Annotated in this window: 26 protein-coding genes and 1 pseudogene; 6 read left to right on the top strand and 21 right to left on the bottom strand. The window is 35.1% G+C overall.

Translation table 11 applies throughout. The features are described from left to right. Nucleotides 1-7 precede the first annotated feature (7 nt). From QN079_RS03710 to QN079_RS16595, 4 genes are all read right to left on the bottom strand, one after another. Complete coding sequence (locus QN079_RS03710) at nucleotides 8-598, bottom strand: GrpB family protein (protein ID WP_289230395.1); 591 nt, start codon at nucleotides 596-598, stop codon at nucleotides 8-10. A gap of 19 nt (nucleotides 599-617) precedes the next feature. Beyond that, nucleotides 618-1,286 (bottom strand): aminoglycoside phosphotransferase family protein, encoded by a 669-nt coding sequence (locus QN079_RS03705; RefSeq protein WP_289230394.1) that lies wholly within the window; start codon nucleotides 1,284-1,286, stop codon nucleotides 618-620. Nucleotides 1,287-1,327: 41 nt separating this feature from the next. Continuing rightward, on the bottom strand, nucleotides 1,328-2,008 hold the full coding sequence (locus QN079_RS03700; protein ID WP_001015311.1) for an IS6-like element IS1216 family transposase: 681 nt from the start codon (nucleotides 2,006-2,008) through the stop codon (nucleotides 1,328-1,330). Between the two features lie 568 nt (nucleotides 2,009-2,576). Then, on the bottom strand, nucleotides 2,577-2,702 hold the full coding sequence (locus QN079_RS16595; protein ID WP_193393255.1) for a hypothetical protein: 126 nt from the start codon (nucleotides 2,700-2,702) through the stop codon (nucleotides 2,577-2,579). On the opposite strand from QN079_RS16595, the gene tet(S) reads away from it, so the two are divergent. Both tet(S) and QN079_RS03690 read left to right on the top strand, forming a co-directional pair. Further along, nucleotides 2,687-4,627 (top strand): tetracycline resistance ribosomal protection protein Tet(S), encoded by a 1,941-nt coding sequence (tet(S), locus tag QN079_RS03695; RefSeq protein WP_002405437.1) that lies wholly within the window; start codon nucleotides 2,687-2,689, stop codon nucleotides 4,625-4,627. The genes QN079_RS16595 and tet(S) overlap by 16 nt on opposite strands. Nucleotides 4,628-4,687: 60 nt before the next feature. Next, nucleotides 4,688-4,882: a cysteine-rich KTR domain-containing protein gene (locus QN079_RS03690; protein ID WP_425268363.1), complete on the top strand. Its 195-nt coding sequence runs from the start codon at nucleotides 4,688-4,690 to the stop codon at nucleotides 4,880-4,882. 420 nt (nucleotides 4,883-5,302) lie between these two features. Here the strand turns inward: QN079_RS03690 and QN079_RS03685 are convergent, their stop codons facing one another. The 14 genes and pseudogenes from QN079_RS03685 to QN079_RS16590 all read right to left on the bottom strand — a co-directional run bounded on the left by QN079_RS03685 (nucleotide 5,303) and on the right by QN079_RS16590 (nucleotide 15,139). Continuing rightward, nucleotides 5,303-5,983, bottom strand: a complete 681-nt coding sequence (locus QN079_RS03685; protein WP_001015311.1) for an IS6-like element IS1216 family transposase — start codon at nucleotides 5,981-5,983, stop codon at nucleotides 5,303-5,305. Nucleotides 5,984-6,023: 40 nt separating this feature from the next. Then, nucleotides 6,024-6,134, bottom strand: a pseudogene (locus tag QN079_RS16655) (IS982 family transposase); the annotation flags it as partial. A gap of 413 nt (nucleotides 6,135-6,547) precedes the next feature. Beyond that, nucleotides 6,548-6,904, bottom strand: a complete 357-nt coding sequence (locus tag QN079_RS03680; protein ID WP_225582134.1) for a hypothetical protein — start codon at nucleotides 6,902-6,904, stop codon at nucleotides 6,548-6,550. A 121-nt stretch (nucleotides 6,905-7,025) separates the two neighbouring features. Next, on the bottom strand, nucleotides 7,026-8,693 hold the full coding sequence (locus tag QN079_RS03675) for an FAD-dependent oxidoreductase (RefSeq protein ID WP_213337177.1): 1,668 nt from the start codon (nucleotides 8,691-8,693) through the stop codon (nucleotides 7,026-7,028). 17 nt (nucleotides 8,694-8,710) lie between these two features. After that, entirely contained in the window at nucleotides 8,711-9,790 is a 1,080-nt protein-coding gene (gene arsB / locus QN079_RS03670) for an ACR3 family arsenite efflux transporter (RefSeq protein ID WP_289230393.1), read from the bottom strand. A 13-nt stretch (nucleotides 9,791-9,803) separates the two neighbouring features. Next, nucleotides 9,804-10,118, bottom strand: coding sequence for an ArsR/SmtB family transcription factor (locus QN079_RS03665; protein WP_289230392.1), 315 nt, complete (start codon nucleotides 10,116-10,118; stop codon nucleotides 9,804-9,806). A 647-nt stretch (nucleotides 10,119-10,765) separates the two neighbouring features. Next, entirely contained in the window at nucleotides 10,766-11,191 is a 426-nt protein-coding gene (locus QN079_RS03660) for a thioredoxin family protein (protein WP_118214683.1), read from the bottom strand. Then, a complete protein-coding gene (locus QN079_RS03655; protein WP_118214682.1) occupies nucleotides 11,191-11,472 on the bottom strand; it encodes a DUF2599 domain-containing protein in 282 nt (93 codons plus the stop codon). The genes QN079_RS03660 and QN079_RS03655 overlap by 1 nt, the downstream gene beginning before the upstream one ends. Before the next feature lie 371 nt (nucleotides 11,473-11,843). Then, nucleotides 11,844-11,936: a hypothetical protein gene (locus QN079_RS03650; RefSeq protein WP_139016457.1), complete on the bottom strand. Its 93-nt coding sequence runs from the start codon at nucleotides 11,934-11,936 to the stop codon at nucleotides 11,844-11,846. A 426-nt stretch (nucleotides 11,937-12,362) separates the two neighbouring features. Continuing rightward, nucleotides 12,363-12,506 carry a putative holin-like toxin gene (locus QN079_RS03645; RefSeq protein ID WP_221928441.1) on the bottom strand — a complete coding sequence of 48 codons (144 nt, stop codon included), beginning with the start codon at nucleotides 12,504-12,506 and terminating at the stop codon, nucleotides 12,363-12,365. Nucleotides 12,507-12,852: 346 nt separating this feature from the next. Further along, nucleotides 12,853-13,212, bottom strand: coding sequence for a transcriptional regulator (locus QN079_RS03640; protein ID WP_225582132.1), 360 nt, complete (start codon nucleotides 13,210-13,212; stop codon nucleotides 12,853-12,855). Between the two features lie 795 nt (nucleotides 13,213-14,007). Then, nucleotides 14,008-14,199, bottom strand: coding sequence for a hypothetical protein (locus tag QN079_RS03635; protein ID WP_118214680.1), 192 nt, complete (start codon nucleotides 14,197-14,199; stop codon nucleotides 14,008-14,010). Between the two features lie 16 nt (nucleotides 14,200-14,215). Continuing rightward, the gene (mobL, locus tag QN079_RS03630; RefSeq protein WP_225582131.1) at nucleotides 14,216-14,764 is read right to left on the bottom strand and encodes a relaxase MobL; all 549 of its coding nucleotides are present in this window, start codon (nucleotides 14,762-14,764) and stop codon (nucleotides 14,216-14,218) included. A 201-nt stretch (nucleotides 14,765-14,965) separates the two neighbouring features. Continuing rightward, entirely contained in the window at nucleotides 14,966-15,139 is a 174-nt protein-coding gene (locus tag QN079_RS16590) for a ChbG/HpnK family deacetylase (RefSeq protein WP_353957180.1), read from the bottom strand. 284 nt (nucleotides 15,140-15,423) lie between these two features. Between QN079_RS16590 and QN079_RS03625 the strand changes: the two genes are divergently transcribed. From QN079_RS03625 to QN079_RS03615, 3 genes are read left to right on the top strand one after another with little or no spacing between them, the layout of a single operon-like run. Further along, on the top strand, nucleotides 15,424-15,870 hold the full coding sequence (locus tag QN079_RS03625; RefSeq protein WP_010748117.1) for a hypothetical protein: 447 nt from the start codon (nucleotides 15,424-15,426) through the stop codon (nucleotides 15,868-15,870). Between the two features lie 21 nt (nucleotides 15,871-15,891). Continuing rightward, on the top strand, nucleotides 15,892-16,341 hold the full coding sequence (locus tag QN079_RS03620) for a hypothetical protein (RefSeq protein ID WP_229078527.1): 450 nt from the start codon (nucleotides 15,892-15,894) through the stop codon (nucleotides 16,339-16,341). A gap of 50 nt (nucleotides 16,342-16,391) precedes the next feature. Next, entirely contained in the window at nucleotides 16,392-16,568 is a 177-nt protein-coding gene (locus QN079_RS03615; RefSeq protein WP_010748115.1) for a hypothetical protein, read from the top strand. A gap of 115 nt (nucleotides 16,569-16,683) precedes the next feature. Here the strand turns inward: QN079_RS03615 and QN079_RS03610 are convergent, their stop codons facing one another. The 3 genes from QN079_RS03610 to QN079_RS03600 all read right to left on the bottom strand — a co-directional run bounded on the left by QN079_RS03610 (nucleotide 16,684) and on the right by QN079_RS03600 (nucleotide 17,978). Continuing rightward, complete coding sequence (locus QN079_RS03610; RefSeq protein WP_213357269.1) at nucleotides 16,684-17,031, bottom strand: hypothetical protein; 348 nt, start codon at nucleotides 17,029-17,031, stop codon at nucleotides 16,684-16,686. A gap of 26 nt (nucleotides 17,032-17,057) precedes the next feature. Next, on the bottom strand, nucleotides 17,058-17,432 hold the full coding sequence (locus tag QN079_RS03605; protein WP_249686466.1) for a hypothetical protein: 375 nt from the start codon (nucleotides 17,430-17,432) through the stop codon (nucleotides 17,058-17,060). A gap of 312 nt (nucleotides 17,433-17,744) precedes the next feature. After that, nucleotides 17,745-17,978 (bottom strand): hypothetical protein, encoded by a 234-nt coding sequence (locus tag QN079_RS03600; protein ID WP_289230391.1) that lies wholly within the window; start codon nucleotides 17,976-17,978, stop codon nucleotides 17,745-17,747. A 121-nt stretch (nucleotides 17,979-18,099) separates the two neighbouring features. Between QN079_RS03600 and QN079_RS03595 the strand changes: the two genes are divergently transcribed. Continuing rightward, nucleotides 18,100-18,186, top strand: coding sequence for a type I toxin-antitoxin system Fst family toxin (locus QN079_RS03595; RefSeq protein WP_115224856.1), 87 nt, complete (start codon nucleotides 18,100-18,102; stop codon nucleotides 18,184-18,186). Nucleotides 18,187-18,517 lie beyond the last annotated feature (331 nt).

Raw genomic sequence — 18,517 nt, 5'->3', positions numbered from 1 at the left:
TGTCGTACTACTTAATTGCATTCGCTCGTTCCATGATTTCCTGGACTATCGACGTTTTGGCATCCGCGTAGTGCTGAATATGTCGCCACTTATTCTTTGCCAAGCTTCGCTTGACTTGTGCATATTTCTCCTGGTCGTTTTCATTGGAACGTAACCAATCTCGAAAACGTAACATTCTATCAATCTCTGATGTGCCCGAACTGAACACATGCAGATTGATGTCGGTATCGGGTCCTTTAAACAGACGATGCTCGAACCAGTCAGACTCCCGAATCCGCAATATATAGCCGGCAGCTTCTAATGCTGGGACATATGATAGCTCGTCGGCAGAGTCCTTCACAACCAGCAGCATATCAATGATTGGCTTGGCACACAGCCCTGGTACCGAGGTCGAACCCACATGTTCAATATGCAGCGCTTTGTTGCCGAGTACGGAACGAATCCGAGCAGCCTCCTGCTCAAACAGCTCAGGCCAGTTCGGATCGTATTCGACGAGAGTAATGTATGCGTTATGGGGATTCAGCTTGCCCAACGTGAGTTTCTGAAGTTCTTCATCGCTCCTAGACCTGAAGCTGTGACTATCTTGTATTGATCGCATATGATTTACCTCCTTGTTGTCAAAAGCGTTTAGCCCATGATTCTGCAATATTAAGAAGCTTTATACCTTCTTGTTTTTGTCCTGTTTTCACCAATAATAACCCAGTGGCTACACATTGAATTAAACCCCACTCCCATATTAATTGACTTTCTACATTTGTCAGGTTACTTAAAAGTTCACAACGTTTTTCACCCAATATGATAGGATTATCGACCAATTCATCTGGCCATTCTCTCATAAGTATGCCTAAATCGTAGGCGGGCTCACAAAAAATACCATCTGGGTCGATTAGCTTAAACTCGTTGCTATATAAATCCTGTAATAAGTTTGCATTATGAGGATCACCGTGTACCAAAACAGATTTCTCTGGAATAAATGCATCCAAACGAGATTCACATACCATAAGCACTTTATCCATAGTTTTTCTAGAAATCAGGGTAGAAAATTCTTTGTACAGGCCATCAAAAAAATTGGAAAAGAAAGAGCAAATATCCTTTCCATCTTGGAGATTAGTACCATTCGGAATTTCAATCCAAGACTTTCTTAAAGTATTACAGATTATTTCTATTTGATTATTGACTGGAAAATTTAGGATTTTGAGCGGTTTACCGAGTTGTTCCAATAATGCTGCGCCACAACTTAAATCATACTGAAGTAATTGAACATAGCCATTTCGGTTCTGTTGCAAAGTTTTAAATAAAGAATAAAATCCCTTACGGTATCTATGATTTAAGCTGGGATTCCCAATAATACCTTGATTTCAGTACAGACCGAAAACCCGAAGAGAGTGCCTTCTTTTCGGGTTTTCTTATATAATCCTCGGATGGCTTCCATGCCTTTAATCGTGGTAGAGGCAGTGCGTAAACTTCGATAGAATTTATTGCGTCTCTTTACTGGACGATGGTCTTGTTCAATCAAATTATTCAGGTATTTAATGGTACGATGTTCTGTCCCTTGATAAAAGCCGTATTCTTTTAGTTTCTTAAAGGCACTTGTAATAGAGGGGGCTTTATCTGTGACTACAACCTTCGGTTCATCAAACTGCTTCACTAACCGCTTAAGAAAAGCATAGGCTGCTTGTGTGTCCCGTTTTTTACGTAACCAAATATCCAAGGTTAAACCATCTGCATCGATGGCTCGATACAAATAATGCCATTTTCCTTTAATTTTGATGTACGTTTCATCCATTTTCCATGAATAAAAGGATTTTTTATTTTTCTTTTTCCAAATTTGATAGAGTAGTTTGCCATATTCTTGCACCCAACGATAAATCGTCGTATGAGAAACGTTAATGCCACGATCATATAAGATTTCTTGAACTTCACGATAGCTAAGGTTATAACGAAGATAGTAGCCCACGGCTACAATAATCACATCCTGCTGAAATTGCTTTCCTTTAAAATGATTCATCGTCATTCCTCCTGCTATCTTTTTCTATTATTCTACCTTATTTGATAGTAGATTTAAAACTTTGCAACAGAACCCTTTTAATGATATTTTCCAAGTCAAACTTAATATTAACAATTCAAAACTATTGGAACCACTGCAAAATATTTTGTTAAGCAGTATATATTTCAAAAATTATACGTAATATATTTGTAGAAAGGTTGTGGACAGTTGTCCTATTGACCTGAAAAGTAATATAATAGCTGGATGAATAAAGAATCCCTTATGAACTTGTAAATCGTTATTAAATCGCTGAATTTTGATAGCCATTCTGAAGAGTTATCTTCAACTACTACACTAACTTCCATTAATTTCTCATTAATTTCCCTTTCGTTCAAAAAATATGGTTGGCTTTACAAGCATTCTATCATATGATAGAATTAAGATAACATTCAAAAGGAGATAATAAAAATGCGGCAAGGTATTCTTAAATAAACTGTCAATTAGATAGCGGGAATAATTAATTAAGCATCCTTATTTAAAATAAGGACTGGTTTTTTGTGCCCAGTTTAAGAATACTTTTATCATTTTATCATAAAGCATCTGTGGCTATCAGTGTGTAGTATACAGCTATTTTTGTATTAAAATCCCAGTGATAAGAGTATTTATCACTGGGATTTTTTCTGCTTTTTGAGCTTTTGAATGGAGGAAATAAAATTGAAAATTATTAATATCGGTATCTTAGCACATGTTGATGCAGGAAAAACTACTTTGACAGAAAGCTTACTATACAGTAGCGGAGCAATTAAAGAGTTAGGAAGTGTAGATAGCGGTACAACGAAAACGGATACTATGTTTTTGGAACGCCAGAGAGGTATTACTATTCAGACCGCAATAACATCTTTTCAACGGGAAAATGTTAAAGTAAATATTGTAGATACTCCTGGACACATGGATTTTTTGGCAGATGTATACCGTTCATTATCTGTTTTGGATGGAGCTATTTTGCTAATCTCTGCAAAAGATGGAGTACAGTCACAAACTCGTATACTATTCCATGCACTTAGAAAGATGAACATACCTATAATATTTTTTATTAACAAAATTGATCAAAATGGAATAAATTTGCCAGATGTTTATCAAGATATTAAGGACAAACTTTCTGACGACATCATAATTAAGCAGACTGTGAATCTAAATTTGAAACCTTATGTAATAGATTATACTGAACCAGAACAATGGGAGACAGTAATTGTGGGAAATGATTATTTATTAGAAAAATATACCATTGGGAAAACATTGAATATTGCAGAACTTGAAAAGGAGGAAAACGAAAGAATTCAAAGTTGCTCCTTATATCCTGTTTATCACGGAAGTGCAAAGAATAATATTGGAATTAAACAACTTATAGAGGTAATTACTAGCAAATTATTTTCACCCACACAACTCAATTCAGATAAACTTTGTGGAAATGTTTTTAAAGTAGAATATTCAGATGATGGTCAACGGCTTGTCTATGTACGTCTTTATAGTGGAACGCTACATTTGCGAGACTCAGTCAATATATCAGAAAAGGAAAAAATAAAAGTTACAGAAATGTATACTTCAATAAATGGAGAATTACGCCAGATAGATAAGGCAGAGCCTGGTGAGATTATTATTTTAAAAAATGAGCTTTTAAAACTAAATAACGTACTTGGAGATAAAAAAAGATTACCACATAGAGAAATTCTTGAGAATCCTCTTCCTATGTTACAAACAACAATTGAACCATGTAAATCAGTACAAAGAGAAAAGTTACTAGATGCACTTTTTGAAATATCCGATAGTGATCCCCTTCTACAATATTATGTAGATACAGTAACTCACGAAATTGTGCTATCTTTTTTAGGTGAGGTCCAAATGGAGGTAACTTGTACTCTGATTCAAGAAAAATATCATATTGAGATAGAAACAAGAAAACCAACTGTCATTTATATGGAAAGACCATTAAAAAAATCTGAATTTACCATTGATATCGAAGTACCTCCAAATCCTTTCTGGGCTTCTATTGGTTTATCTGTAACACCACTTCCTTTGGGTAGTGGCATTCAGTATGAGAGCCTGGTTTCTCTAGGTTATTTAAATCAATCATTTCAAAATGCAGTTATGGAAGGTATACGCTATGGGTGTGAACAAGGATTGTACGGTTGGAAATTAACAGACTGTAAGATCTGTTTTAAGTATGGTCTATATTACAGCCCTGTCAGTACGCCAGCAGATTTCCGAATGCTTGCGCCTATTGTACTAGAGCAGGCTTTTAGAAAGAGTGGTACAGAGTTATTAGAGCCATATCTTAGCTTCGAAATTTATGTACCACAAGAATATCTTTCGAGAGCATATAATGATGCTTCCAAATATTGTGCAAATATTTTAAATACTAAGTTAAAAGGTAACGAGGTCATTCTCATTGGTGAAATTCCAGCCCGTTGTATTCAAGAGTATCGAAACAGTTTAACTTTCTTTACAAATGGACGCAGTGTCTGTTTAACAGAGTTAAAAGGTTATCAGGTTACTAACATTAAGTCTGCTTTCCAACCACGTCGTCCAAATAATAGAATAGACAAAGTAAGGCATATGTTTAATAAAATCAACTTACATTGATAGTGAACTAAAGAGAAATTTTTAAAATGAATATTGAGTTGTTAATTAGAACAGGAGGATATAGATATTGTAAATACTAGGTGGATACTGTGCCCTATATGTGGCAATAAGACCCGTTTAAAAATGAGGGAAGATACTGAATTAAAAAATTTCCCTCTATTTTGTCCTAAATGCAGACAAGAAATTTTAATTGAAATAACGAAGTTTAGAATAACTGTAATTACAGAGCCAGACGCAAAGACGCAGAGCCGATAATTCGAGATATCAAAATCTCATTTTATCGGCTTTTTCTTTTCTATGCATACCATTGAGCTTAGTTCTTGATATCCTTTATAAGAAAATAAGTGTACTGATTTTTTTTGCAGTAGCTGTATTACAGTAGACATCCCTCAAGCATAAAAAGTATACAATTAAAATTCAATACTTGATTATTGATGAAGTACAGAGTTACTCGTCATTTCAAAACTAGTATATCAGTCAAGTTTTTCCTAAGGAACAAAAACGAACTTCGCTATGGGAATCAAAAATTTTTAGTCGGATGAAGTGATATGCAATAAATCCAGAAAATTTTCCCAACAACAAAAAATGAACTGTACTTTGCAGCGATAAGAGTAACCAAAGGGTTCTGTTGCAAAGTTTTAAATAAAGAATAAAATCCCTTACGGTATCTATGATTTAAGCTGGGATTCCCAATAATACCTTGATTTCAGTACAGACCGAAAACCCGAAGAGAGTGCCTTCTTTTCGGGTTTTCTTATATAATCCTCGGATGGCTTCCATGCCTTTAATCGTGGTAGAGGCAGTGCGTAAACTTCGATAGAATTTATTGCGTCTCTTTACTGGACGATGGTCTTGTTCAATCAAATTATTCAGGTATTTAATGGTACGATGTTCTGTCCCTTGATAAAAGCCGTATTCTTTTAGTTTCTTAAAGGCACTTGTAATAGAGGGGGCTTTATCTGTGACTACAACCTTCGGTTCATCAAACTGCTTCACTAACCGCTTAAGAAAAGCATAGGCTGCTTGTGTGTCCCGTTTTTTACGTAACCAAATATCCAAGGTTAAACCATCTGCATCGATGGCTCGATACAAATAATGCCATTTTCCTTTAATTTTGATGTACGTTTCATCCATTTTCCATGAATAAAAGGATTTTTTATTTTTCTTTTTCCAAATTTGATAGAGTAGTTTGCCATATTCTTGCACCCAACGATAAATCGTCGTATGAGAAACGTTAATGCCACGATCATATAAGATTTCTTGAACTTCACGATAGCTAAGGTTATAACGAAGATAGTAGCCCACGGCTACAATAATCACATCCTGCTGAAATTGCTTTCCTTTAAAATGATTCATCGTCATTCCTCCTGCTATCTTTTTCTATTATTCTACCTTATTTGATAGTAGATTTAAAACTTTGCAACAGAACCTTAGAAACAGTTCTCATAATTTCCTTGAATGTTATAAAAGTATCTGTATAATGTTCAGTATATTTTGATGAACGCATATGTAGTCCTCATTTCTTGGGAGTTTTGAGACTACTATATGCGTTTTTTTGTTGATTTACCAACATGTTTAGACATTTTCCTCTAGGAAAAAATTAACTAGCACCACGGGTAAAATACTTTAATTTTTTAGGTTCTATAATATTTAGTGTTGGTGGAAAATCTGAGAGTGTAAAATACATTTGCGATACAAATAATATTAAACCAATAATTATTTTAAAAGAATATCGTAAATGGAGTTTCTTAAAATTTTTTACAAATAAATCATAGGAAATAAGTAAGCTAATTACTATAATTGAATACAATATTACATAAAGCAAATGTAAAAGTCCCATAGACATTTCTCCATTTCTTTTTGACTGTATACTAAGACTATAAGTATGAGATTTTACCTTTTCATTCCAACTATATAAATTTATTTTGCATATCTTTTTTCTTCTCTTATTTTATCTAGAATAAAACTTGTTTGACTATAATCAGTTAGTTCACGTATTACTTTTTTCATCGTACGATCAACAGCGCAAATACCAAACATATCAGAATAGAAATCAGTTATTGATTTGATTGGACTAAACAATTTTTCTGATAATTCAGTTTTTTTTGAGTAATTCATTTCTAAGTACCCTTTGTCTACTAGCCGATCAATAACTAAATAAGCTGTATTCAGCTTAAATTCTGGGTATTTTTTTACAAAGTTACGTTTTGTTATCCCTCCCTCGCATTCATATAATGAAATCAAAACTCGGTATTCAATTTTAGTTAAATCTACCATCTTCAATTTCACCTCTAATAGTCCATAATATATAAAAAAATGAAGCTTGAAAAAAAATACAAATGTTACATCAAACCTCAAAATAAGTTTCTTCCTAATTATTCCAATATTTAGAATTCTATCATAATGTTTGTATCGTTTCACAAACTTCTTGATAGTTTTTATTTCCTCCGGATAAATTATAAACTTGTTTAAATCCTTTGTTCAGTAAAATATTTTGTGCTGCATTTCCAGTAACGCCTTTATTACAATAAGTTACTGTCACACATTCTTTATCCAATTCCTCATATCGATCTCTTAACTCAGCTAAAGGTATGTGAATTGCTCCCTCAACTTTCGAAGTTTCAAACTGTTTTCTTGATCTGGTATCAATAATTTGTAATTTTTCGCCGCCATCAATTCTTCTCAATAGCTCTATAGGGGTCATTAACGGGGTATCATTATTTATATCGTTGTTCAAAGCCATCCCAGTATAATGAATGGGATCTTTTGTTGTAGAAAAAGGTGGAGCATATGCTAAATCCAAGTGAAATAAATCTTCAGCAGTTGCGCCAAATGAAATAGCAGTAGCAAGCACATCGATCCGCTTATCTACCCCATCATAACCTATGATTTGAGCCCCAAGTATCTTCCCATTTTCTTTATTTGCGATTGCTTTGATCACCATTTCTTTACCATTCATATAGTCCGGCTTATTAGGTTTAATATTATATAAAGTAGTAATAGCTATATTATTTGCTAAAGCATCTTTTTCTGTGAGACCAGTTTGAGCAATTGTTAAATCAAAGAATCGTAAAATACCAGTTCCTAAGATTCCCTTGTGTCGTAGATTGCCACCTGTAATAACATCTCCTGCGATCCTTCCCATTTTATTGGCTGTTGAAGCTAAAGGTCGATAAATTGGTCGCCTAGTTATGCGATCAAAACTTTCTGCAACATCACCTACAGCATAAACATTTGGAAAATTGGTTTCTAACTTATCGTTTACTTCTATAGCTCCGGTAATTCCTAATTTAATTCCCATGGATTTTGCTAATGCGGTGTTCGGCTTTACTCCGGTAGCTAATACAAAAATATCTGCCGAAAAGATAGTTCCTTTAGCCGTTTCAATAGACTTCAGACTACCATCACCGTTAACTTTTCTGACGGTTTCTTCAGGGAAAAAGGCAATGTTTTTCCTTTTCATTTCATTAATGATTCTTGAAGACATGTCCCAGTCTAAATGGGACATGGGATATTTACTTCGTTGAAGTAACGAGACCTCAAGACCTAGTCTCTGTAACTGCTCGGCCATTTCTAAACCAATATATCCAGCACCAATGACAACTGCTTTTTTTGGCTCGTTTTCATCTACAAACTTCTTGATACTTTTCCCACTCGAAATATTTTTCACCTGAAAAACATTCTCAAAATGTCTATTAACAAATATTTCTGGGGTATTATAAACCGATCCTGTGGCCAATACTAAAACATCAAAATTATTGGTAAATGATTTTTTTGTAATTAGATTGATTCCGTGCACCAATTTTTTATCATAGTCAACCTGAGTTATTTCATGAGAGGTATGAATATCTACGTCGTACCTTTTTTTAAACCATTCAGCATTACGAGGCGTCAGTTCATCAAAGTTTTCCACTTCTCCCCCCACTGCATATGGAATCCCACAAACTGCGTAAGACACATCCATATCTTTATCATACAAAACAATCTCTGCATCTTCAGTATTTCTTCTTGCTTTTGCAGCGACACTTGTTCCAGCAGCGACAGATCCAATAATGATGATTTTCATTTCTCCACACCTATCCTTTATACGTTCTTGATTTCACTCAAAGATTCCGGATTTATGAACCAGTCTTTTGTTTTATTAGAAACCTTAACTAAAATTAACATAACTGGCACTTCCACAAGTACGCCTACGACTGTTGCTAAAGTTGCTCCCGACTGTAATCCAAAAAGTGATATTGATACCGCTACTGCCAACTCAAAAAAGTTACTTGCTCCTATCATTCCAGCAGGAGAAGCAATATTGTGTGGCAACTTCCAAAATCTTGACAAACTATAAGCAATTGTAAATATTAAAATCGTTTGAATCGTTAAAGGAATTGCGATCAATAAAATATGCAATGGATTGGAAATAATTCTTTCACCTTGGAAGGAGAAAATAATGATCAGAGTTAGTAATAAACCAATAATCGTCACTGAATCAAATTTCTTCAAGAAGACATTTTCAAAATAGGTTAAACCTCTTTTTTTTATGATCAACACTCGAGTAATGAAGCCTAAAAACAGTGGGACAACTACAAATAGAACAGTTGACAGTAATAAAGTGGCTAAAGGGACCCTTACATTATCAACGCCTAGCAAAAAAGCAACAATAGGTGCAAATAATACTAGGATAATTAAATCGTTGATTGCGACTTGAACAAAAGTATAGGCAGAGTCACCTTTTGTTAGGTAGCTCCACACAAAAACCATCGCTGTACATGGTGCAGCTCCTAGAATAACCGCACCAGCGACGTATTCTTTTGCTAGTTCTATTGGAATCAATTGTTGGAAAATCACATAAAAAAAGAGTGCTGAAATGCCATACATCGTAAACGGTTTAATAAGCCAATTAGTAACGCACGTGATAACTAATCCCTTAGGTTTTTTAGCAGCACGAACAATACTGGTAAAATCAATTTTTAACATCATAGGATAAATCATCAACCATATCAAAATAGCCGTTGGAATTGAGACCTGAAAATACTCAAATTGACTTAATGTATCAGGGATAGCTGGAGCAAACTGTCCAATCAATATTCCGATTATCATACACAAAATTACCCATAGAGTTAAATACTTTTCAAAAAAGCCTAACCCTTCAGCTTTAACTTTTGATTTCATTTTTACTTTCCTCCTACTTAGATTCTTCTTTTACTTTGCATACACAGTTGTCTTCATTATTTACAAGTAATTGTTGAATAGATTCCATAAATTCTACAACAAATTCTTCCCTCAATGAATAATGGTGCCATTGCCCTTTTTTACTTACACAAACGACACCCGCTTTTTCAAGTACTTTCATATGATGAGAAAGTGTAGGCTGCGTAAAATCAAAATATTCAAGTAAATCACATGCACACAAACTACTGCAAGAAAGCACATCTACTATTTTCATACGATTTGGATTCGCTAGAGATTTTAATACTAATGAAAGAGATTCATAATTCATTTTTCGACCCTCCTTATATAGATGGTTGTCTATATATGTAATATAGACAACCATCTATATAAGGTCAAGTTGTTTACTCATAATTTCTAAGTAAATAGGAATTAATAGCATAGTTAGTACTCTCACTGTAGGTTAATTTAGCATAGAAAAACTGTTAAAGAATATTCTATCTTGAACTCTTTTATAGTTATAGCAATCAAAGAGAGCTCATAAACCCTTAAGTTTCTGACCCTTTTGTATTAAACTTGAAAATAGAAAACCATATTATTCTCATCTATTTTTGTCTTAGCGGCACAATAAATCAACAATATCAAGAGCACCCTATCCTAACAAAAAAGAGAACAATAATTGTCCTCTTTATAATTAGATCTTTATAAATGTAATTAAAGCAGCGATTCCTGTTAGGACTGCAGGGACGAACATTACGTATGTTGATTCAATTACGTATGCATCTACAAGGTATCCTTGCATTACAGAAAATGCAAGAACTGAAATGATATTCAATATAGTAATTATATAAAGTAAGTAATTTTTATATTTTTCTCGATTATTATCCTTTTTATAGACTATAAGTAACAAAAACACTTGTAGCAAAAATGGGACAACAGTAAGAAAAAAAACGATATTTTCTAACATCAAATCAACCTCTATTCTAAAAAATTATTTATGCTACCAATTTGATCGGTATAAGATAAGCGCTCTTTAGTTTTCATATTTACTGTAGTTGGAACTTCGGTTATCTCTAACTCATTAATATACCATAAAGTAGAAGGATTAGTTTCTTTTGTGTCCGTATCTATAATCAAGAATTTTTTATCTTCATATTGAGAAGATAAAAATAGTTTAGGAGCAAATGCATTGCAATACGGACAAGATTCTCTTGTAAATAGTACATAGTCAAAGTTATTAATATCTGATTTAGTAGTCACTGAAGTTTTTGCAGAGATTTCTTTTTCATAATAACTATATGAAAATACTGATCCAGAGGTCAACTGATTTTTAAACAAAAATAATACAAGCAAAATCGAGATCAAAGCAAAAATACTTGAAATAACTTTAATTACTATTCTCATTAAGGATTACATGCCTTTGCAACAGTAGCAGCATAGCTAACATCTGGTCTCCACGGCTCAATATTCCATGGAGTTTTCATACCACTGGCCCATTGTGCATGACACAAATATTGATCTAGCATACCATTTGTGTTTTTCCAATTCTTATCATTTTTATGTTTAGGCAATAATTTGTTCCAAGCGTTACCAATATGTGCAGCTCCTCCATTTCCTGAAGGAAGGTTTTTGGTTAATATAGCCTTAGGAGTTATACTCAAAGATACTTTACCATCTCTAGTGATCCATTTTACCGAAGAAAAATAATCTGAATGACTGTAATCACTTACCGCTTTTGCTAATGCTTGAATTTGTACAGGTTGTGTATAATCTAAAGCCCATGAAACCTCCGATAATACATCATTGTTTTCGACTGCTATTTGAACTTGTTCCTACTTAGGAGATAGTTCCACGGTGTCCTCACTATTAGAGATAGAATCTGCTGATACGATTGATGTGCTACCAATAACAGAACCTAAAATAAGCATTGACCAAATAACTTTTTTCATTTAAAATCCTCCTTTTTTAAAAATATACCATTTCAAATAGTATCTGAAAAACCTTTTATTCCTTGAATAAATTCATCTGAAAGTTTTGTGATATCATGCATTTCTACCTACTGTTTTTTGTCAAAAATTGATTGATAACTTTTTCTGACATGGCCATCGATCTCACAATACCCAACACATCGGTAGCCACCTTGGTCCATCCCTAAACGAAATCCTTCGATTCCTGAAAAGATCTAAAAAGGTGCCCTTATTTTCTGTTGTACCATTTTTCATTGTTCACTCAGTTTCTTCATGCGTATGAAAGGTGTTTCAAGTACCTGATGGATTAAGAATACCGAGAAAATGGTTGTTTATATTTCGGAACAATGGTGGCAATTAGACCTTTTTTAAGAAAGAAAAGTGATCTTTTTTGCCCTCCATGTTCCAGCCGCCTCCACCACTTAAGAGGGCCAAAAAATAGACGTGCAAGGCACGTCTGTAGAGCAAAAGGTTGATATTTCACTGAAATCTTGCTATACTAAATATGTAAAGAGGAGTTGCGCGAACAACTCCCCTACAGCACCGTTTAAGACGGTGGCAGTACTATTATTTAAACGAAAATAACCGTGACCTGCTAAAGTAGACGGTTATTTTTTTTTGTCATTTTTCACTGCTGTTAGGATGCCAAAGATGATCGTTGCAATTAAAGAACCGAAACTAATCATTAGCCCTAATGCTTCAGCTACAGACAAAAAGCTTCTCCTTTCTAAAGAGTGAACACTTACTTTCATAAGCATCACCACCTTCCAAAAGATAGCCACCGTCACAAACTTTACTGTACTCATATTATACCATAACCCATGCTGAAAACCTATATTTATCAAGGTTTTTAGCGTTTTTTTATCAACATTATTTAAGCCAATAAGCTTGTTCCTTCAGTCGCTCCAGCTACCACCACCGCTCCTTCAGAAACCGTGTTGTGAACACAACCCGAAGTGATCAATAGAAAAAAGTACCAACATCAGGCAGAGATCTCTTGTTCTTTTAAAGCTAAAATAGACAAAGCATTCGCAAACTGCAGTAAGCTGGATTGAGAATCATCGACGATCACATTTTTCTGATAATGGATCCGATCGCTCACATGATTGATAATCCGTAGACAAAACGCATCAAAAAAATCTTTCGTCTCCGATCGGTGATTTCTGGTTTATATGGATGGCTAATGGCCGTCAGACCCAAAGAAAATAAGTGGTGAAAATAAAGAAACTCTTGTTTGAACTGCTGATTTTCTTGAACAAAGCTAGAGTGTTTGATTTCTGGTATATCTTGGTCTAAGAGCGAATACGTTGAATGGATCGGCGACATCCTCGTCAATCCCATCCTTTCTCTTGAAACAAGATAACTAGAGAACATCGATCCGATCTCTCTTTTGGTTTTATCCCAATCAATCACCTCTTTTTCAGGTAATTCAAATTGGTGAACATCAAATAATCGCACGTTTTTCCTCTTTTCATATTAAAGTAGTCACTGTTCGAGAGACTTTTTTCTTTGATGTTCGCCCTCGTTTACTTGATAGACCAGCTCGGCTGACCGTTTGTTTGTGCTTGATGGTCAAAGACTCTTGAAATTTGCGAACTGTAGTCTCTCTTCAGACGTTCCAACTTTCTTTTTGCTCTTGCTAATCGACTATTGTCTATTTCTTGTCGATTATTGTCCTATTCTTCCATCAAATTTCCCTCCAAAAAAAGACCGGCTTTCGCCGATCTTATTTTTTTTATTCTGCTATTTACTAATTGAAAGTAACTCTAACAATTTTTAAATTGTTCTATCAGTTTCCTTGAAGGTGGTTTACGATCAATTTTCTAAATACTTAGTTTATTTAGTATAAGAAAGTTTAAACTTTACATATATTTTTCTTGTACAAGGATTAGTTCTTCTTGTCTATGATAAAATTTATTAAACAGTTTGAAAGTAAAAACTATTCAAAGAAAGTGGGCGATAACAATGGGATTTTGGTATTTTTTAACGTTAGCTGTCGGTATAACTTTGTTGATCATAAGTGTTTCAAATAAAGAAGTATCTAGATCAACCAAATTCGTAATAGCCTGTTTTGTTTTAGGGATCTTGTTAGTCATAGGTAGTCTACTTTTATTTTTACCAGGCAGCTCTTCGATTATTGAGCAACTACTTCAACTAAATTAGCTTCGTTATTAAAAGCCGACTTTCTAAAAAAAGAAAATCGGTTTTTATTTGTACTGGTCGAAAAAAATTTTTCTACGGCTGATTTTGACTTTATTTTAGATCCAGCTGAACGATCAACGGCTCCCCTTCTTGCGTTGCTTCATCCAACATTAAAGAATAAACATCGACATCCTCTTTCGTGATACGTACCTGTTGCGCACTCATTTCGCCAGCACCCACTTCTTGAATACGCATCATTTGGTTCTCTGGATCCACGCTATTGATAAAGTAATAATTTTCCATGACTTTCCTCTTTCTCCTAATTGAATAGGTCTGACTCTTGACTCATTTTTGCTTGTTCGATTTCACGCTGCAGCTTTTCAAAAGCTACTTTATTTTTGAATTGATCAAATTCATTGCTCGTCACCCGTTCCAGGTGTTTGACTTGATTTGTGACCGACCGACGATACTTGAATGATTCCTTAAATGGTTTGATTCGCTCATTTGGATTTCGCTTTGGCGGTGATCGACTTTCATTCGTTTCTTTCCCCTTGAAGTACTCCTGTTTCATTCTATTGTATATTTCTTTGTTAGGGTTTTGTTTACCTGATAGCGAAGACGGACGGAAAGGGTTGTCTTGTTGGGAAGAATCATTTTCCTTTTTCAGTTCTTGGAGGATACTGTTTCCTAATCGATAATATATGCCATCCGGCCCGTACATTCGGCCCTCGTAAAATGATTTTTTCTCTTTGTTAGGATCTCCCTCACCATAAGTAGCTTTCTTGAAAATATCTTCCTCTTTTGCCAGCTGTTTGAATTCTTCAAAATGGCCATTGTCTTTCATGGTATTCAGTAATTCAACCAACATATCATAATCAATAAATAGATGAACGACTATTGGTAAATGACAATTCCTCACGACTAGGCAGCATTGGATGCATCAACGTAAACCGATAGTCTTCCGTTCGTTCACTCAGCCAATCTATACAAAGCTTTAAACCGGTTTCTACAGTAGGAACGCTGTGAGGTACTAGGTCTTGTCTCAGATCGTACCAGTCAAGATGATTAATCAGCCTTTTTGATTCGTCCACTCACGTAAAATCGGGATTAATTCCGGATAATACAATTCGAGCAGCATATGCGTATCAAAGTAGCTTATAGTTAAGCCAAGCCTAGTTAAATAGTCCAGTTGGGCATCAAACTCTTTTATCACTTCTGCTTGATCGATTTGCCCCCCTGGCAGTCCAAATCTGGGAGGGAAGAGTCCATTTACCTCAATCAGCGAAGAATTTGACTGGCTTCAGTCATTGGAAACCACTTCAGATAGTCCCATTCCGATGTATCCTTAACAAGAACAAGCAAGTGGACGGATTTATAGTCCATTTGCTTGTTCGATAAATTTATTTGATATAAATATATTGATTCGATATAATTTTCACAATATTTAAACTTTTCAAAATATTAAATGTTCGAGTAAGAAATTCGAAAGAAAGGAGAAGATAAGAAAAATATGAAGTGCTCAAAAAAATGGTGATTGTAGTTATTTTGTTTTTTGTGGTATTGAGTGGGGGAGTTACAGGACTTGCTACAGTCCAAAACAATAAACTCTCTGATTTGTATTCCCAAGTTTCAACATGGGAAAAAACTGGGAGAACGTATACTACCAATGAAAATGATATTGGGTATTCTGTTGTTGAACTTAATACTGAAAATATATTCGAAGTGCCAGCCAGTCTTCCTATTACAGCTACAGATTATGAAAATGGCGTATTAGTTGATTACGATGGAAATGACAATGATTTTCAAGTGACATGGACAAAAAGCGGAAATATCAGTGAAACGGTACACATGGATTCGAGTTTTAACGTTATAGACGAAACAACTGGAAAAACAGTTTCTAGTGAAGATATAAAAGTTGTTAAATATGTTTTTACTAATGCGAAAGATAAGTGGAATCAAATCAATCAAAATTAGCAATAGTTTGAAGTGTTGTGCATGAAGAAATATTTGTTTTTATTGGGAGTAGTTTTGTCTTTGGGCGTATTGTTTTCTAAAAATGTTGAAGCTTCAGAAACGAAGGTTGCTACTATTGACAACGAAACGGTAGTTTTAGAAAAAGTTGAAGACTTAGAAACAATTAGCTCGATTTTAGAAGAATATGGTTACTCGACAGAAGAAGTTGGATCTGTATATAAATATACTGTTGAAGATCCTATACCAGTTTTTAATCGCACACGTGCTTACAGAGTGGATGTTCTATCTGCAGCTTATAGAAAGCATAAAATTGCTACAGGAGCAGCAGTTGGGGACTATTATAATAAGCGCTATAAGGCTTTAAATGTTCGAAATGGTTATGAATGGGTAAGTGGGTATGCAATTTATATCAAGCAAGTAAGCACGACAGAGGAAGTTCTGGATCATATTCGAGTTTATAATACATGGTAATATGCCATCTAAAAAAGTGATTCTTGAAAGGAAATAAGAGGTATTTAGAAATGAAAGTATTATTAGGCTCACAAGTAGACATTCTATTTTTAAACGATAAAATAGAAAATATTAGAGGTACAGTAATAAATATTTTTGAAGATTCTATGAGAGTAGAAGTTGAAACAACAAAAAAGCACTTAATCATATTGAAAACAGCAATCGCAACAATAACACTTTTGGATTAACTCAGTTAGTTTAAATATTAGTTAACACAAGACGCCCGTCAATCAAACGATTGACGGGCGTTCTTTGTGATTTTCAATTGGTCTAGCTATGTTGGGAGCCTAAAACGTCGGTAAATCAAGCTTCTTCTCTTTGGGTCTTTTGTGAAGAAATCGGGGGGACGAGTTGGAACGGTGTTATGTTCCAAACTGGACTCGTCGCAAGATAAGCGAAATGTTGCTTTTCTAACAAGCGTAAAATGTAGCGGACTTGATCCGCTGTTTTGTCGGACGTAATAGCCAGGCATTCCACAAAGTCAGCAGGCAAGGAGAAAACGGAACGATTCGCTGTTCGCCACCCCGTGACGCCCGTGACGATTGTGGGATCGAATTCATACTGTCGACAAAAATCACCCACTGATAAACCAAGGTGACCTACGATATACGCAGTCACAGGATAGCTGTCAACGTAAGCTGAAAACGACATACACAATTCATCCTTTCAACGCTATCTTAGGTTTCACGGAAAAAGTGCCACCACTTCTTCTGTCCTTCTTGTTTCAGTCGCACGACTTCATTTTCAGGAGTAAATTTCCCCTTATGTTCTGAGGGGGTCTCATAACCACTTTGAGACGTTTTAAAATTTTTGGTATCATTGTTGCATTCTTTGTTTAAATCTTCTGAGAAGTGTTCCTGCGACGTCAGAAACAGTATTTGTTTGTTCGCTTGCAAAGTTAGTTGTTGTTGCTGATCAAGAAGTTTTTGTTGTTGGGCTAATAATGACTGTAGCTGATCAATTTGTGCATCCTTTTGTTGCAACTGTGTAAACAACTTCGTTTCTATACTGTCAGAGCTTGCTACGTCAGGAATTTCGAACGCTTCAAGCAACTTAGCGCGTCCTAGCCACGTCCTAGCTTGTCAGCAAGGTGCAACACTCCCGACCACAGAACTGTCTTATACCCTTGGCTGTTTTTGGCAAGGTACGTTGGTTCTAGGTTGTCAGCATGTTTCCTCATAGCTTGTCTGCTGATACCAAAAAGTTCAGCAAGTTCTTTTACTGTCAACATTTGTTTTGGTTATCTGTCCGTTGTCACAAGGGTGCCACCTCGTTTGTTTTTCTTTTAGTATACATGAATTCGCTTTGCCAAGCGAAACCGATTGAATGCAGCAATCAAAGTAGAGGAACATGTAGTAAGAAAACTACATGTTTTCTTCTAGTAATTTTGGTATATAGTCGTCCGCTATGATCTCACCTTGCATGATCAGCCGTAAATGGTCGAAAGGGATTTTTGTGGATTTACTGAGTTGGTTCAGTTCTTCCTCACTCTTGATCCTTTCATAAATTTTTTTGGTTCGTTCGATTCGATCCCATTCTGTATTGGTCAAGTAGCGGGAAAGTTCATAGGTTAGCCGAGAATCCTCTGCACCGTGCACAATATCAACTCCTCTTTTTATGGATTATTATAAAGACAATAGAAAATAAAGAAACAACTGATCACTTGAATTGTTCATGTTATACTCGTTAATGGCAACTGCCCCGTGAGGGGGTGTAAATATGCTAGAAACTTTAATATCGCTGATTATCGCTCCACTATTCGTGGGTCTAGTACTCTTACTAGTTGATCGCTGGCTAGACGATTAGCCGATAGTCGAAGCAGTTGCCTTCTGGCCCCAACGCTGGAGTCGCAACAGCGCAAAAAAAGCCCTCCTATTCGCAGTAGGAGGGCTTTTTGGTGTAAACATGCTTGTTCTTTAATATCGCTTCGCACATTTATTATAGCAAGAAATTTTGAAAAAATCAAAATGCAGCAATCAGTACCGATCGTTTTTTTACATTAAAACTATTTGCGATTTTCTGTCTAAAAAAGTTGGTTACATTCTCAACTTTTATCGGTCAAAAATGTAACCAACTTTAAAATTGCTCAATCCCTTGCAGCACTAAGGTTTTTCTGACCTCGTTACATGTAGGAAGT

It is taken from the genome of Enterococcus sp. FZMF (genome assembly GCF_030263915.1).
Taxonomy (GTDB): domain Bacteria; phylum Bacillota; class Bacilli; order Lactobacillales; family Enterococcaceae; genus Enterococcus_D; species Enterococcus_D casseliflavus.
Note: the sequence above shows the minus strand (reverse complement) of the source record. Positions and strands in the feature narration are given on the sequence as shown.